The sequence below is a fragment of the Bacillus cereus group sp. BfR-BA-01441 genome (assembly GCF_022663075.1).
GTDB classification, from domain to species: Bacteria; Bacillota; Bacilli; order Bacillales; family Bacillaceae_G; genus Bacillus_A; species Bacillus_A cereus.
The window spans coordinates 1-16,551 of the sequence record NZ_JAKUEU010000016.1 but is presented as its reverse complement, the minus strand read 5'-3'; the positions used below and the strand labels follow the sequence as shown (position 1 = coordinate 16,551).

Below are 16,551 nucleotides of genomic sequence, written 5' to 3'. Positions count from 1 at the left end.
TGAGGAATGGACAAACTTTATTCCCCTTTAAATGCTGGTAAACGTTTCTCTAAAAACGCAGCAATACCTTCTTTATGATCCGCTGTTTGTCTCATTGCATATTGACCACGCTTTTCTAATTGCAATGTTTGCTCTAAATTAGAGCGATTTACTTCACACAAAATTTGCTTCGTTTGAATCATTGCTTTAATCGGTTTTTGTGACCATTCATTAATCTTCTGCTTCACAGCCGTTTGGAAATCTTCGCCGATTACTTCATCAATTAAGCCGATATCCAGCGCTTCTGTCGCTGATAATTTCTTACCTTCCCAAATAATTTGCTTCGTCATATTTTCACCGACACGCTTTTGAAGGAAGAAATGACCGCCTCCATCTGGAATTAAAGCGATTCCAATAAAGTTCATTGCAATAACAGATGATATATCCGCCATTACATAATCAGCTGTTAACGCAATACTTAATCCAAGACCTGCAGTTGGTCCATGAATTGCACTAATAACAAGCTTTGGCATCGTATATAATGTCACGACAACTTCAGAAATGGTATTCATAATACCATCAAACTTACTTTCATCATTACTTGAAAGCATCGATTTAATATCCCCACCCGCAGAAAAACCACGGCCGTTCCCGCATAACACAACGATATGCGCAGAACTTTCCGCTACTTCTTTCAACTTTTGTAATAACTCTTTTAAGGTTGGCTCATCTAACGCATTTAACACCTCTGGGCGGTTGACCATAACCGTTGCAACGTGGCCTTCATATTTCACAACGACAGATTCTGTTTTACTTGTTATTTCCATTATATATACCCCTCTTTTCTCCATAAAGATTATACTTATATAATTATAGAAAACCACTGAAAAATCCTTCTTTTTTCTCAATTTTCTGTCTAATAATCTCGCAATTTGTACATATACCGTATAAAACATACAATTCCGTTGAAAAATATAGAAATTAAAGTCGGTTTATCCATGCTTTTCATCTATTTACCATTACAATGAAATGGTGTATTCTTAAGTTTGATAAAGTGAGACTTTAATCAGTGGGGGGTGTTCATCCCCCACTGATTATTAGTCCTCACCAATCGGGCTTTTACGGGCAGTTCATCCCCACCTAACTTCTTTGCTTCCGCTGTATTGTATTTTGAGGCGGGATCTTACTGCCCGTTAATGCGGGATAAAAAAACAAATATTGAAATTCATTCGCCTTACTATGTAAAAAAGGCTTTATACCCATCTTTTGGGTGTTGTAATAAAGGAATGAAGAACTGGAGGAACATATGGTTAATAAGTTGAAACAAACGGATAACTACTTCCCACATTTCCTATTGCTATTCATTGTGTTTCAACCAATTTTAGATTTATTAACATCTTTTTCAATCTATATACTACACATGAGCGCAACAGTTGGAGTTGTAGTCCGTTTCGCCTTTATGCTTCTTGCATTAGGATACCTACTTCTTCATCACAAACAACAAGATGCGAAAAAGTACATCCTCTATTTATGTTTACTCGGAATCGCACTCGCAATCGGTCTTGTAAATAATATGATGGTTAAATCTCCAGTTTCATTTGGAGAAGAAGTTAAATTCATTTTAAAGAGCATATATCCAATTGTGCTACTGTTTGGATATATTATCGCCTTTAAAGAGCTAAAAAATAAAGAGTATGTATTTCATAAAATCATTACATATTTCTTATATGCAACTTTAATTTTAAGCATCACAATGATTGTCGCAATGCAAACTGGAACGGATTTCCCAAGCTATCCTCATTCAAAAATCGGTTCAAGAGGTTGGTTCTTCGCTGGAAATGATTTAAGTTCTCTTTTCGCCATTATGTTCCCAATCATTGTCTTATATTCGATTCATAAAACAACTTCTTTCTCGAAAATATATTACTGGATTCCAACAATACTTGCGATGTATGCAAGTATTATGGTCGGAACGAAAGTCGGATATGGCGCAATTGTTATTACATTAGGCGTAGCACTTTTCTTCTCATTCATTGAGTACATGATAAATCGTAAAAAAGAAGGAAAAGGATTCACACATATTGTAAATACCGTTGTTGCCGCTGTTATACTAGGAGGTTTAATTGTTCTTACACCGCATACTCCTATCGCAAAAAATATGGGCATTCACATGCAAATATACGAATACAAAAAATCAGTACAAGAAGAAAAAGATCGAAAAGAAGGAAAAGTAATTAAAGAAGATCCAGAAGATGCAAAAAAACATGCAAAAGGTGAACTTACAGATTCTGAAGTAAAAAGTTTAATTTACAGCGATCGCGACAAATTCTTAAAAACATACAAACAGTACTATAAAGACGCACCGCTTTCACAAAAACTATTCGGAATGGGTTACGCTGGTAACTACACAGATAAAATTAAATTAATTGAAATGGACTTCCATGACCTATTTTTCGCATTTGGCATTGTCGGTTTCCTTATTTACTTAATACCACTTCTATACTTTGGTATTAAATTATTCATCCGCATGATCACAAACTTTAAGAAAATCATGACCGTAAAGTATATGCTATTAGCGAGCACACTCATTCTATCACTTGGCATTGGCTTTATGTCTGGCCACGTATTAACAGCGCCAGCCGTTAGCATTTTCTTCGTTGTTATACTCGCCTATATCATTGTTGATTTTGAAATTGAATAAAGTGAAACTTTAATCAGTGGGGATTTTGTTCATCCCCCACTGATTATTAGTTGAACCAATCGGGCTTTTACGGGCAGTTCATCCCCCACCTAACTTCCTTGCTTCCACTGAATTTTGAGGTGGGGGATTACTGCCCGGCAAATAGAGGGATAAAAAGAAGGTGCTACGAAATATTAGTAGCACCTTCTTTTTTATTTAATTAATGTTTTACGTACTCTAAGCTTTCTTTTGCAATATACGCTTCTGTTACAGTAGGATTATCTGAAATAACTTTAACCCACGCTTTTCCATTTATTATTTCTTCACCAGTAACTGTGACAACTACATTTGTATTTAAACGATACAGTCGCTCATTTGATATACTAGGATTCTTTTTCACTTCCACGTTATTCATCACACGTGCAAGTTTGTACTTGTTGTATTCTTTTTTACCTAAATAAGAATCAAAACGGTTCATATGCCCCGCTACTTTTTTACCCCAGTTCGCATCAGATGCATATTTCGCATTTAAACCAGCAGCTTTATCACCTGTATATGTTGCTGTATAACGCCAATGTCCTGGATTTAAATATCCTTCATTCATGTATAATTTTGCTGCATGTTCAATACAATCTTCTTTTGAATTGAATGCTTCTCCGTTACCATATGGACTATCGTCTGTTGCTTTTAAACCAAATAAATTATTTTTGTCTTTTGCAAGAGCGCTTGTTCCATAATAACTTTCATGAATTGCTAATGAATATAAGAATAATGCATTTACATTATACTTGCTTTCTACTTCTTTAAATTTCTTTCCTAAACCAATTAATGGAGAGTCTGGCTTAATCGATTTCACATAACTATCTAGTTGTTCAGCTGTATAATCTGTTTTCGAACGTAGTGATAAATAATTGAAATATTGATAGAAAGTTTCGTCTCCGAATGTCTTTCCATCTACACTATACATTTGCTGTCCTTGCTTCATGAAAGAAGGTGCCACACCATATCTAAATTCTGTATATCCAGGTGAACTTGTATTATATGTATAATATTTATGGTATAAATATCCATCTGTTTTCACATAATAAGAAGACTGTTTCATTTCATTTGTAGGAATTAAAGTGATTTCATTCTTCTTCACATAACCTGTCAAACCAGAAAGTTGAACTTTCACACGATCTTCGCCAACTTCTAACACTTTCAATTCTGTTCCATACTGAATATACGTATATACTGTTGCTAAATTCTCATCATAAATATTAATGATGTTTTGCCCAGTTATTCTTTTCGCACTTGCAAAACCATCTTTAATCCATAAAAATTCGTTCTCATATTTTACCGCATTCATACCTTTATTTTGAGCAGCCGTAACCGCTTCTTTATACGTATTATAGCGCTCTACTTCTTGCTCTGTTCCGTTTTCTCTTACATTTGTCACAACATATTTCTTAGTTTCTACAGGATTGGTATTTCCGTTTTTTTCAATCGTCTGAAGCATGCGATCCAACATAGCTGAAGCCATCCCTCTTGTAGCTGATAAATGTGGTCTAAATGTATTATCTTCTGGATACCCTTTAATAATTTGAGTAGCCACCATAACTTGCACATGCTCTTTATAGTTAATACTATCTTTATCAGTAAAGGTAAGCGGACTTACAGCTACTTTAATATTTTTATAGTCTAACGCTCGCTTTACCATGATCGACATTTCTTCACGTGTAATCACATCATTTGGTGAGAACGTCTCGTTCGTACGACCATTAATAATTTTCGCTCCATATGCTCTACTTACACCATCATATAAACCGTAAGTCTTCGGCACATCCTCGAAATTCGAATCAGCTTTCGGTAAATTTAAAGCCCTTGCTATGAATGTAGCAAACTCTGCTCTTGTTACTAATTTATCAGGCGCATATACATTGTCTCCATACCCCATTAAAACTCCTTTAGTAATAAGTGAGCGCATATGCGTCTCAAACATATGTCCTGTAATATCATCATTTGCCGCATAACTTGAAATAGGAGTTAAAAGTAATGATCCCGTTAATGCCACTGCTGTTATACCTTTTGAAAAAGTCTTCAAGGTTATCCTCCTCGTAATCTACGAATTTATTATCACAAATTTGATTATATAATAATCACAATCATTTTAGCATAATAAATAGGAATTAAAATAAAACGTTTTTTAATTAGAATTTTCATTACATTCAAAACAAAATAAAAGGCACTTTACTTTTTTAATAAAGTGCCTTTTTCCATATGATCAATGAGTTTCTTTGTTGCCTGTTTGCCTTGCAACCGAAGCTCATCTATTGTCAATTGTAACTCTTGCTGCACAGTTCCTTGTTGCATTAATTGCTTTTTCGCAATCTCATATAAATATTCAGCACTCCATTCGCCATCCACACTTCCTATAACTGGCTGATTCACTTGACTTAAAAACGAATCAATTTTCGGATCGTATGAAATCCCGACCATTGGAGTTTTGGCTACAGCAGAAAAAACTAGTGCATGAAGACGCATACCAATTAGTAATGAACATTGTGATAAAATGAATATTTTCTCGTCGATATCCATTTTATATGGAAGCATATACGTCTCTTCTCCCATTAAGTCTACTACTTCACGCGAAGCTTTTTGATCAAATGGCTCATGCATTGGAACAAATAGAATTTGGTATCCTTCTTGCTTTAATTTTTTTAATGCCGCAGCTAATTTTTTTATATAATCTTCTTTTGCATTCCAATAACGCACACTAACCGCAATTACTTTTCCATGTATCGAATGCTTTTGCAACCAATCCGATTGTTTTGTCCGTTTCCATGTTAAAACAGGGTCTGGAACAATTTCAATATCGTTTTTTATGCCAAGTTCTTTTAAATATAAAAACGAATCCTCATCTCGAACTGATACATAGGAAGCTTTTGACAAGTTCCATTTTACTAATAGACGATTATATCCTTTTGTAATTGGACCTATTCCTTGTGAATAAATATAATACGGCTTTTTTAATAATCGAGCGAGTCCCATAATACCCGTATAATATAGAATACTCTTCGTACTTGTCTGATCTTGAAGAAGGCTCCCGCCACCGCTAATAACTCCATCACTGTTTTTGATTGCATGATAAACAGCTTTTATATCCCAGCGATCTACCGATTCTACACCATACATTTCCTTTGTATATTTAGAATCATTTGATAGTACTACTAGTTCTATATCCGGGTTCTCTTTACTTAACGATTCAATAATTGATTGTAGAATCGCCTCGTCTCCAACATTATAAAAACCATAATATCCTGATAAGACTAAACGCACCCTAAATCTCCTCCAAAACTAGGTAACCGTTTATTTCATCTAACATAAACTAGTACCCATTCCTTACCTAAACACTTGATACCCTACATAGTTTCCTCTTTATCAGTTCATATGAATTATAATAAAAAATTAAATTTCTATATTTATCTTTTCAAAAATGGTATTTTGTTTATTGATATCCATTTTAATTTCAAAGCACATACACCATACAAAATGGTTGTAATACTTAATGCTATACCACTGAATAATAACGTCATAATTCTTGAAGATGTAATATTTATCACATTACATAGTTCATACAATCCTAGTCCCAAAATACATGCTATTGCTAGCACACCAAAAAAGCTTTTTAAATGAATAGAATAGGCAATATAGCTTCGAATATACAAATGATTTACAATACAAACCAATACGTAAGTAATGAATGTACTATACGCCGCTCCATCTATGCCAAACTTCTGCACGAACATTATGTTTAACACGACTTTCACACAACTCGCACCAATAACAATCCATGCAGCTTGTGCAGAACGGTTAATGCCCTGTAAAACACCTATTGATAATACCATAACCGCAGTAAAATACGAACTGCCAATCATAACTGTTAACATACTACTGCCTTTTACATCTGTGAACAATCCGACATTTAACGGTACTGTTAATGCCATCAACCATATTGTTAACGGTGCTGTCAAAACATGCGCTAGTCGATTTGTATTTTGAATTGTTATTTTCGCCAAATTTATATCTCTTTTGGCCAATGCGGAAGTTAAGAGTGGTATTAACGGAAATACAATTGCGCTTGCAAAAATAACAATTATTTGCGTGAATGCAAAACCGCGACTGTATATTCCAAATTGTTCTTGAATTTCTGTTGATGATCCTTGTAATACATGCGGTATTGTAAGCGAGTCTACTAAATTTAAAAGTGGCATTGATAAAGCTCCAATAGCGATTGGGATCGATACCCGCAATATCTTTTTGCCGTTTTCTCTTAAATCTCGGAGCGAATAGGAATTGCTTTTATTGTAGTATGGACTTCTATTATATTTTATACGCAAATATATAAGCGAACTAATGACTCCAAGAAAAGAGCCAACCATCGCACCACTAGTAATAACAGTATTACTCTTATCCCATGATACTAGTATGTAAGCAATTATTAACATAAAAAACACACGTACAAATTGCTCAATGACCTGTGATACCCCTGTTGGTTTCATATCACCGAAACCTTGAAAATACCCTCTATACACCGCCATGTATGGCGCAATGAGTAACGCTAATGAAGTAATAAGCAACGGCATTCTAGTTTCTTGTCCACCAAGCATATTTGCAATTTCAATAGAAAATAATACAATGACTAAACAGCCGAAAACGCCAAATGCTATCCCAATAATTGACGCTGATTTAAATAATTTCGCAATTTCCTTTTGCTTATTTTTTTCGTTCAACTCTGCAATTAGTTTCGAAATTGCAAGTGGAACTCCGGCTACCGATAATGTAAGAGCAATCATATATACAGGAAAAACAAGGCGGAAAATACCGAGCACTTCATCTCCTGCAATATTTTGTAATGGAATTTGAAAAAAACTACCCAGCAATTTCGACAAAAAAGTTGTAATGGTTAAAATTGCTGCTCCTTTTACAAATGTTTTATTCATATTTTTTCTCTTTTCTTTTATACATATACTCTCAAACATATTGTTTTAAACGATAGGAATTCACTTTATCCCATTGGTTATCATAACAAATTTATTATAGGTTGAATACTTGGTTTTTTTTTCAAAATAGAAAAGAGAACCCATTTAAGCCTGTCTCTTCACAATATTTTTTCTAATTCCTTCCATTATATATGTACACACTATAACCGTTTCTATTACTCAAAAGAGCCCTTCCTCTCTATCACTGCGATACATATTACTAAAAACATTATAAAAATATCCCACAACTCTACATTATAATTTATGTAAGATTGTGAGATATTCTAATTACCATCTAAACACTTAAAATTTTCAATTGCTCTTTCTGTTCATTGCTTGCCATTACTGCGATTGTTTTTTCAATACTCGGATGTACTTGCTCAAGCTTTACACTTGCTCCTACTTTATTTGATTGCTCAACAAAATTTAATAATGCCATAGCTCCTGATACATCCATATAACGCACATCTTTCATACGTAAAACAACCGGTGACTTCACATCTTGTAAAGTAGAGAAAATACGATCTACTGATAGGAAAGAGAGCGGTCCTTGAATTGTGTACGTTTCTTCTTTTTCTTTTACGATAGAAGTTTTGCGTTCTTTACATTTCACCATATATATGATGAACGAAAGAATAATACCGAATGCAACAGCAATCATTAAATCGAACTTCACCGTTACAATCATCGTTACGAGCATAACAACGGCATCACCTTTAGGAGCGACATGCATCTTTTTCATGCTTCCCCAATCGAACATTCCAATACCAGTTAAAATTAAAATACCTGATAATACAGCAAGTGGAATATATTGTACGACCGAACCAAGACCCATAATAAAAATAAATAAGATAACACTATGCATACATGCCGAAAGTGCCGTTTTACCGCCACTTCTTATATTCACGATAGACCTTACAGTCGCACCTGCACCTGCTAATCCGCCAAACAATCCGCTCATCATATTACCGATACCTTGTCCGACCAGTTCTTTATTACTTTTATGACGTGTACCTGTCACATTATCCATTACGACCGATGTTAACAACGAGTCAATCGATCCTAATAAAGCAATACTAAGCGCTGGCAAAATAAGTGCTGCTATTCCTGTTCCACTTAAAGATGGAATATGAAGCGTAGGCATCGCTTCTGGAATGGTTCCAATCTTTTCAATTACTTTATTTAGTGAAAGATTTCCGATAATCGGTAACTTTACTGTAAGTCCTTCGAGTAAGGAAGAAAATAAAGGAAGCAAAGCTGTCACACCGACTAGTGCTACTAAACTAGACGGAATCGCCTTAATCCATTTACCAGAAACAATCATTACAATAATCGTTAACACAACAAGTAAAAAACTATTTTGTACGTGCTTTATTTCGCCTAAAATAATGATTAATGCAATACCATTCATAAATCCCGAAACGACAGGATACGGAATATATCGAACGTAAGAACCGAGCTTACATACACCGAATAAAATTTGAAATAACCCTGCCATCATAAAGGCAATAAAACTTGCCTCTAACCCGTGCGTCGCAATAACTCCTGTTGCAATAACGGTAATTGGTCCAGTTGGCCCTGTTACTTGCCCAGGTGTCCCGCCAAATAACGCTGCGAATAAACCTGCAAAAATCGCACCATACAATCCAACAAGCGCTCCCTCAGACGTTCCTGTCGCGGCAATACCAAATGCAATCGCAAGTGGTAACGCAACAATTGCAACAGTAAATCCTGCTAAACATTCCTTTGCTATTTTTTGAAACATAAAAAAACCACCTTTGTATAAAGTCCATGTTCCATTGTACACCTAAAAAGATACATTCGTTAGCTCACTTTTTACATTCTCGTGACGTAAACGTATTCAACGAAAAGTTTTCCCCTTATCTTTGGAAACAATTGCAACTATGCTATAATGAACAAATTAAATCTTTTACTATATACTTGGAGGCACTATGCTAACTTTTGAAGAAAAATTATCGATTATTGAATCTTTCCCAGAACTAGAAAGAAAGAACGTATCATTAAAACGTGTAAACTTCCACTTTGAAGAAAGTCGTTTAGATAAAAAGAACGTTGTATTTCATTTACACCCAAATGGAAATGGATTTGTATATGCAAGCGGTATTAAAGGTTATAAAACAGATGATAAAGGCATGGTTAACATCCGTGAGTTTTCAGCAGAGGAGTTACGTTCAGTAATTGAGAAATCAATTGACCTTCTATCACAAGAAGAAGTAGTAGCACCTGTAGAACCTGCGAAAGAAGAAGAATGGCAGAACGAAGATGGTCATATTCTTACTCTTATTTCAGAGGATGACATGTGGAACGTGTACGCTGGTGTAAACTTAGACGGTACATTCAACTCTTATCCAGAAGCTGCGGAATACCTTGATGAAGAAGGCTTTTCACGCAAATAAAAATAGAAACCTATTTTATTCAACGACTTTTATAGTAATCAAAGAAGACACTTAAGGTGTCTTTTTTTGTTATATAAACTCCTTTCTCACACTATCTCTATTAATTTTCATAAAATGATTCAGAGGAGGTTTATATGAATACAACTGCTAAATTAATAACTTGGAAAGAACATGGCGATATGATTATTCTAGAATGTGAATTAAATGGAAAACGCTTCGAGATATCAACATATAAACAACGAATATATAATGCACACCTTTTATCAGCTGACGTTTATATTCGTTTAGACTCATCTGATAATATAATTGGAATAAATATTTATAAAAAGTAAGAAAAGCCCCCTATTCCATAGGCGGGCTTTATCTTTATTACACAACATCAGAGTATACTCTCTTTTTTTCATACAGTTTATGTAATTATACATATTCATCAAAAAATACACTGAATGAATATTACATGTAGTAAAATATAACTTGTGGGCACGTTCTATAAAGCAGATTCTTTTAAAAGGCGTAACATATCAATTATTATAGGGGATGTGGCGTCACTTCGATATTGATCTCAAATCTCTTGTCTTTTGTGAACTAACAATCTAGTGTATATAGACGATTCTGCTTTATAGTGTGTGTTTACACTCATAACAAAGGGGTAATGGTAATACGGATAGATTCCGATTCGTATGAAATGAAATGGTTCAAGTCGGAGAAAGGCACCTTAGGGTGTCTTTTCTTTTTGTATTACATCCACTTTGTGTTTCCACCTTATTTCAAATTCGCTAATTAACCTTCACCAAGAAAAAATGAGAATTAACAAAGATATTGTTTCTTCTGTTTAATACAGAAAAATGAAGGATACCCCATAGATATGGGGCATCCTTCATTTTCTATTTTTTCGCACCTTTCAACGACTCCCTCAGTACAAACTTCTGCAACTTCCCGCTCGCATTACGAGGGAGTTCATCTACAAATAAATAATGACGCGGACGTTTATAATCTGCTAGTTCATCACTTTCTTTGCAATACGTTTCTAAATCAGCTTCTGTTATTGTTTCATCTTTCTTCACAATAACTGCCACAACACGCTCTCCCCATAATTCATCTGGCTCGCCAAGTACCGCCACATCTAATATACCTGGATGACTATGAAGGAAATCTTCAATTTCACGAGGATAAATATTTACGCCACCGCTAATTACCATATCATCAACACGATCAGCAACGAATAAATAACCGTCTTTATCAAAATAGCCTAGATCACCAGAATGATACCATCCTTTATACATCGATTTTTTATTCGCTTCTTCACGATTATGATAGCCAGCCATCATAGTTGGGCCGCGTAAAATAATTTCTCCCACTTCATAAGGAGGTAATACATCATCTGGTTCTGCCGGTGCATCCTCGTTCGGTTTCACAATACGAACTTCATGGCTAAAACATGGCGTGCCTGCTGAACCAGCTTTCGTAATTTGATCCTCCTCTACGAGAAATGCAACAACTGGCCCCATTTCTGTCATTCCGTATATTTGAACAAGATCAATATAAAGACGTTCTTTACATTCCTTCACTAACGCCGGTGCCATTGCTGCTCCGCCATATATACCGATTTTCATTGACGTTAAATCATACTGAGCTAAATCTTTTTGCAACAACATATTCCACATCGTCGGCGCTGCAAAGAACGTCGTAATCTTTTCTTCTTGAATCGTATGTAATACTGTTTCTGTATCAAAATGATGCAAAATAACATTCTTTCCGCCAACTTGAATGCGTGGTATGATTCCAGCATTTAATTCACCACAGTGATATAAAGGCGCAACGACAAGCCCAACACTATCTCTATTATATTTAAGGAAATACGTACAAATCATACTATGCTCAGTCATTTCGCGATGACGATGTAATACGCCTTTCGGATGACCTGTCGTACCGCTCGTATAAAGCATTGAACAATAATCCATTTCATCAATTTCGATATTTACTTTCTCAGAAGATGCTTCATTCACTTTTTCATGGTAGGAACTTGCATAGGAAGGTTTATCGTTTTCTATAGACCAAAAAGATGTATTTGGAAAATCTCTTTCAATTATAGCAACAGTTGACTCAACTGCTTTTTCAAAGACAACGACTTTCGAGGATGCGTCCTGAAGAATATAAGATACTTCTTTTGCTTTTAAGCGGAAATTAATCGGGTTAAAGATCGCTCCAATTTTCGCACAGGCTAAGTAAACGTTTACAAATTCATGGCAATTATATAAGTAAACAGATACCGTATCTCCCTTTCTTACCCCTTCTTCTAATAGAGCGTGCGCTGTTTTATTTATTTGTTCATCCCACTGTTTATACGTCCAGCGAATATTTTTTTCAGGTTCCACTAACGCCTCTTTATTTGGATACTTACCAACTGATAAATCAAAAATTCTCCCTATCGTCATATACATGCCAACAATTTCCCCCTTTTCTCTTTCATAAATCTATCATTTCGTCCATAAGTAGACATTGTCCTCTAATGATTTGACTAATTTTTCTGATTATTATCGACATAGTTTTACATACGGTACCGCTAAACGGTAAATGAAATTATATCGGCGATTTTCCAGATATATCGACCGTAACTTGAAATATATCAACCACAACTCAATTTATATCAGCGATTTTTCGAATATATCGACTTACCGACAAAAACTGATAAGATATAATCGGACCGTCCGTTACTGCAGGATAAAAAAGAGGTTGTTCCGACTCGGAACAACCTCTTTCTTCTTATGCAAATAGCTCTTCTAAAATTTTCAGTTTATCTTCTGTATATTTCACAAAGCCATCATTATATGATTTTGGATCTTTCGGATTCGCAAAGTGCGTAATTGCTCCCGTCTTCGGGTGAACAAATTTACTTGATGCACCACAACCAAGTCCGATAATTGATTGTACTTCTTCCATAATGACAATGTTGTAAATACTTTCTTGCGTCGGCATTGCATAACCAACGTTCTCTAAGTTACCTAAAATATTCTTTTGACGATATAGGTAATATGGTACGTAATTATGCTTTTGCGTCCACTCTTCTGCTTCATGCATCATCGCTGTAATTTCTTCGCGACCTGCTACTTTATATTTACGTTTGTTTTGCGTCATTTCAGAAGCACGTTTAAATGATAACGTATGAACTGTTAATGATTCTGGCATTAATTTTTCTGTTTCATCTAACGTATGCTTGAAGATATCTAACCCTTCACCAGGAAGACCAATAATTAAGTCCATATTAATATTGTTCATTCCCATTTCACGAGCTAAATGGTATTTCTCAATTGTTTCTTCTACAGTATGATGACGTCCAATTGCTTTTAGTGTCTCTTGATGGTATGACTGCGGATTAATACTAATACGGTCAATATTCCATTTATTTAACACTTCTAGCTTTGCTGGCGTAATTGTATCTGGGCGACCTGCCTCAACTGTTACTTCACGCACATTTTTCACATCTGGGAACGCTTCATACATTTCTTCATACAGCATATCCATCTCTTCTGCTGTAATACTTGTAGGTGTACCGCCGCCGTAATAAATCGTCGTAACTTTTACACCTTTTTCTTTTAAAAACTTACCAATTTCACGAACTTCATAATGTAAACCACCTAAGAACGAATCAACAGATCCTTGGCGTCCATTAATTGCATAAGCCGGGAATGTACAATATGCACATTTCGTTGGGCAGAACGGAATACCGATATAAATACTTACTTCTTCTTTCAAACGGTATAAATCCGGAACAACTGCTAATTGGCAATCAACAATGCGCTGAAGAAGTTCAATTTTCTCTTCATGAATTAAATAACTTTCACGAAGTTCTTGATGCGCTTCTTCTTTTGACATACCATTTTGAAGCATTTTGTGAAGAAGTTTCGTCGGACGTACTCCCGTTAAAATACCCCAGCTTTGTTCAATACCAGTTAACTGCTGAAGAACAGAAAGATATACATAAGAAACAACGTGTTTCACTTGCTTCATACGCTCTTTTTCATCTGTAAAAGCAGATAAATCTTTTGCGAATGTTTCTTCATACACATTTCCAGTCGCAACATCTGTTAAACGAGCAGATGCTTTCACATTCTCTTCAATGTGTATATCAACGATAAGATTTGCTTCCTCTTGTTCAAATCCAATCGTACTCTCTTCAAAAAATAAGCCGCCAATATTTTGTAGCGGACGTAAAAAACGATCATCTTGTAACGTTTTAATTGAAATTAACAACATTATCACCTTTTCATTTGCAAACTCTCTTTAGTTTACTTGAAGGGCGTTTGCAGGTCAATACAGAAGGTTTTACCTGTTTCTCTTACATTTTTTCAAATAATTCTTTTTATGAATATTGCTCATGTATATAGACATCATGATTTTCTCTTGTTAAAATTTATTAGTGTTAAAATCGATACATAGTGAAAATACAATATGAAAAGGAGGACTGTTAACACTAGATTCCACAATCTAATGTGTTAAAAACAAATATGAAAAAGAAATTTTATAGTGTATTAACTCTCTCTCTTGCATTACAAACTGTTCTTGCACCTACTTATTCATTTGCAGAGAGTGCTGAAAAATCCGCCGAAGTATATACGGAGGATCAAGTTTTTAAAAGTATTAAGGAGCATGTTAATGAGCATAGTACTCATGAAGAAGATATCGAGGTTACTGGCCAATTCCTACTATACACTTCAAAAAAACATTCATTATATACCGCGAATGATTTAAAAAACAAATCGAATATCGAGATTACAGAACAAGTCGTAACGGCGACAAAGAAAAAAGGAAATGCTTACTACATAACGACGCCAACTGGCGCTGGATGGATAGATAACAATGATAATAGCTTAGAAGTTCAAGAGATTCATAAACTATCTAACCAAAAATTAATCGTAAAAGAAGAAGCTTCCATACATGCACTTCCGTTCCAATCGTTTAAAGAAGAAGGGAAACTAGAGCCACAAGTCATTACTCCTACTGAACAAGCTGGAAATTGGTTTAAAGTCCAAATAAACGAAACAGCAAAATGGATTTATGCACCTTCTGCTACATTTGAAGGTACAAAAGCTTCATTATTAAAAAACAGTCGTACTGCTAAAAACAGTTTATTGAGATCGCCAGAAGCTCTACAAACAAACAATATTTATGGCGTTACATTTAAAGAAATGATTGTCCCAAAAGGAAATGACGATATTCGACCTGGCTACCCGATGGTGCCTAAATATATTACGATTCACGAAACGGCTAATACAGCGAAAGGTGCCAATGCTCTAAATCATGCAAAATTCTTAGATAATCAAGCACGCGGAACAGCTGATCGCGCCGCATCTTGGCATTTCACAGTAGATGATAAAGAAATTTATCAACATCTTCCGGTAAATGAAGTTGGATGGCATGCTGGAAATAAAACTGGAAACTATGAATCTATCGGAATTGAAATTGCCGTTAATCAAGATGGAAACTATGAAAAAGCGGTAGAAAATGCCCGTAAATTGGCAGCTTATTTAATGAACGACTTAAATATTTCTCTAGATAAGGTCCAAAAACACCAATTTTGGTCAGGAAAAAACTGCCCTGCGTTTATGATTCAACGCGGACAATGGGATGCTTTCTTAAAAGGAACTGAAACATACTATAAAGAAAATCAAAAAAATCCAGTAACTGATGACATTACAGGTGGCTGGTATGAACAAGACATTCGTCAATTAGCAGCTAGAGGCATTATGCAAGGAGAAGGAAACGGCAAGTACTTCCCAGAACGTCTTGTAACGCGTGCTGAATTTGCTACATTAATTACTCGTGCTTTACAATTACCAAGTGGAAATGCTAATTTCACAGACTTAGAACAAGTACACCCATCGTTACGAGACGGTATTAATCGTGCAGCAAGCGCAGGCATAATCCGCGGACGTGGTGATAATACATTTGACCCAAATACTACAATTACACGCGAAGAAGCTGTTATTATGATCGATCGTTCTCTAAAACACGCTGGTATTTTTGCAAAACAAGTTGAACTACCATTCGTAGACCAAAACTTAATTTACGCTAAAGAAGAAGTACAAAGAGTGTATGGATATGGAATTGTAAAAGGTAATGAATTGAATCAATTCGTACCAAAAGGACCATCACAACGTGCTCACGCAGCTGCATTTATAAACAGAATGCTTAGCGTAATTGAAGCTTAACATATTTATCATTCCATATAGATATTTTTATTTTATCTGTATTCACTTAAAAGGCATCAGAGATTATATATCTCTGATGCCTTTTATACATCTGTTAGCTATTTTTAGCCATAAATCTTAAACGTATTCCTAGTAACAGAAGCATAAAACCGATGAATGGAACGTAATTCGTATTGTGTCCTGTAGCTGGGAGTTGTTGATTATTAGAAGAACCTTGTCCTTGTTCTGGTAAATTAGGTTTTTCT

General features: G+C 35.1%; 12 protein-coding genes. 4 read left to right on the top strand and 8 right to left on the bottom strand.

Annotation, left to right across the window (positions count from 1 at the left end):
• Window positions 1-17: 17 nt before the first annotated feature.
• Window positions 18-830: an enoyl-CoA hydratase gene (locus MR107_RS09330; RefSeq protein ID WP_001999174.1), complete on the bottom strand. Its 813-nt coding sequence runs from the start codon at window positions 828-830 to the stop codon at window positions 18-20.
• A 455-nt stretch (window positions 831-1,285) separates the two neighbouring features.
• Between MR107_RS09330 and MR107_RS09325 the strand changes: the two genes are divergently transcribed.
• Window positions 1,286-2,680: an O-antigen ligase family protein gene (locus MR107_RS09325; RefSeq protein WP_163093106.1), complete on the top strand. Its 1,395-nt coding sequence runs from the start codon at window positions 1,286-1,288 to the stop codon at window positions 2,678-2,680.
• Window positions 2,681-2,879: 199 nt separating this feature from the next.
• Here MR107_RS09325 and MR107_RS09320 read toward each other — a convergent pair whose 3' ends face one another.
• The 4 genes from MR107_RS09320 to MR107_RS09305 form a co-directional block, all read right to left on the bottom strand.
• Complete coding sequence (locus MR107_RS09320) at window positions 2,880-4,742, bottom strand: S-layer homology domain-containing protein (protein ID WP_226368407.1); 1,863 nt, start codon at window positions 4,740-4,742, stop codon at window positions 2,880-2,882.
• A gap of 146 nt (window positions 4,743-4,888) precedes the next feature.
• Window positions 4,889-5,977, bottom strand: a complete 1,089-nt coding sequence (gene csaB / locus MR107_RS09315; protein WP_001241591.1) for a polysaccharide pyruvyl transferase CsaB — start codon at window positions 5,975-5,977, stop codon at window positions 4,889-4,891.
• Between the two features lie 143 nt (window positions 5,978-6,120).
• On the bottom strand, window positions 6,121-7,641 hold the full coding sequence (locus MR107_RS09310) for a putative polysaccharide biosynthesis protein (protein ID WP_001044001.1): 1,521 nt from the start codon (window positions 7,639-7,641) through the stop codon (window positions 6,121-6,123).
• 334 nt (window positions 7,642-7,975) lie between these two features.
• The gene (locus MR107_RS09305; protein ID WP_242292286.1) at window positions 7,976-9,445 is read right to left on the bottom strand and encodes a SulP family inorganic anion transporter; all 1,470 of its coding nucleotides are present in this window, start codon (window positions 9,443-9,445) and stop codon (window positions 7,976-7,978) included.
• 187 nt (window positions 9,446-9,632) lie between these two features.
• Between MR107_RS09305 and MR107_RS09300 the strand changes: the two genes are divergently transcribed.
• Together MR107_RS09300 and MR107_RS09295 are read left to right on the top strand one after the other, a co-directional pair.
• A complete protein-coding gene (locus MR107_RS09300) occupies window positions 9,633-10,097 on the top strand; it encodes a hypothetical protein (RefSeq protein ID WP_000954998.1) in 465 nt (154 codons plus the stop codon).
• Between the two features lie 134 nt (window positions 10,098-10,231).
• Entirely contained in the window at window positions 10,232-10,429 is a 198-nt protein-coding gene (locus MR107_RS09295; protein ID WP_001098262.1) for a hypothetical protein, read from the top strand.
• A 552-nt stretch (window positions 10,430-10,981) separates the two neighbouring features.
• Here the strand turns inward: MR107_RS09295 and MR107_RS09290 are convergent.
• Window positions 10,982-12,538: a fatty acid--CoA ligase gene (locus MR107_RS09290; RefSeq protein ID WP_000281993.1), complete on the bottom strand. Its 1,557-nt coding sequence runs from the start codon at window positions 12,536-12,538 to the stop codon at window positions 10,982-10,984.
• Between the two features lie 322 nt (window positions 12,539-12,860).
• A complete protein-coding gene (locus tag MR107_RS09285) occupies window positions 12,861-14,351 on the bottom strand; it encodes a coproporphyrinogen III oxidase (RefSeq protein WP_002025370.1) in 1,491 nt (496 codons plus the stop codon).
• Between the two features lie 251 nt (window positions 14,352-14,602).
• On the opposite strand from MR107_RS09285, the gene MR107_RS09280 reads away from it, so the two are divergent.
• Window positions 14,603-16,306 carry an S-layer homology domain-containing protein gene (locus MR107_RS09280; protein ID WP_033666542.1) on the top strand — a complete coding sequence of 568 codons (1,704 nt, stop codon included), beginning with the start codon at window positions 14,603-14,605 and terminating at the stop codon, window positions 16,304-16,306.
• Between the two features lie 94 nt (window positions 16,307-16,400).
• Here the strand turns inward: MR107_RS09280 and MR107_RS09275 are convergent.
• The coding region (locus MR107_RS09275; RefSeq protein WP_242292320.1) for an LPXTG cell wall anchor domain-containing protein at window positions 16,401-16,551 on the bottom strand (151 nt) is incomplete at its 5' end.

Coding starts and splice junctions, on each gene's coding strand:
- MR107_RS09295 (WP_001098262.1), top strand. CDS start 10,232: ATGAATACAACTGCTAAATTAATAACTTGGAAAGAACATGGCGATATG.
- MR107_RS09280 (WP_033666542.1), top strand. CDS start 14,603: ATGAAAAAGAAATTTTATAGTGTATTAACTCTCTCTCTTGCATTACAA.
- MR107_RS09325 (WP_163093106.1), top strand. CDS start 1,286: ATGGTTAATAAGTTGAAACAAACGGATAACTACTTCCCACATTTCCTA.
- MR107_RS09305 (WP_242292286.1), bottom strand. CDS start 9,445: ATGTTTCAAAAAATAGCAAAGGAATGTTTAGCAGGATTTACTGTTGCA.
- MR107_RS09285 (WP_002025370.1), bottom strand. CDS start 14,351: ATGTTGTTAATTTCAATTAAAACGTTACAAGATGATCGTTTTTTACGT.
- MR107_RS09300 (WP_000954998.1), top strand. CDS start 9,633: ATGCTAACTTTTGAAGAAAAATTATCGATTATTGAATCTTTCCCAGAA.
- MR107_RS09310 (WP_001044001.1), bottom strand. CDS start 7,641: ATGAATAAAACATTTGTAAAAGGAGCAGCAATTTTAACCATTACAACT.
- MR107_RS09290 (WP_000281993.1), bottom strand. CDS start 12,538: ATGTATATGACGATAGGGAGAATTTTTGATTTATCAGTTGGTAAGTAT.
- MR107_RS09330 (WP_001999174.1), bottom strand. CDS start 830: ATGGAGAAAAGAGGGGTATATATAATGGAAATAACAAGTAAAACAGAA.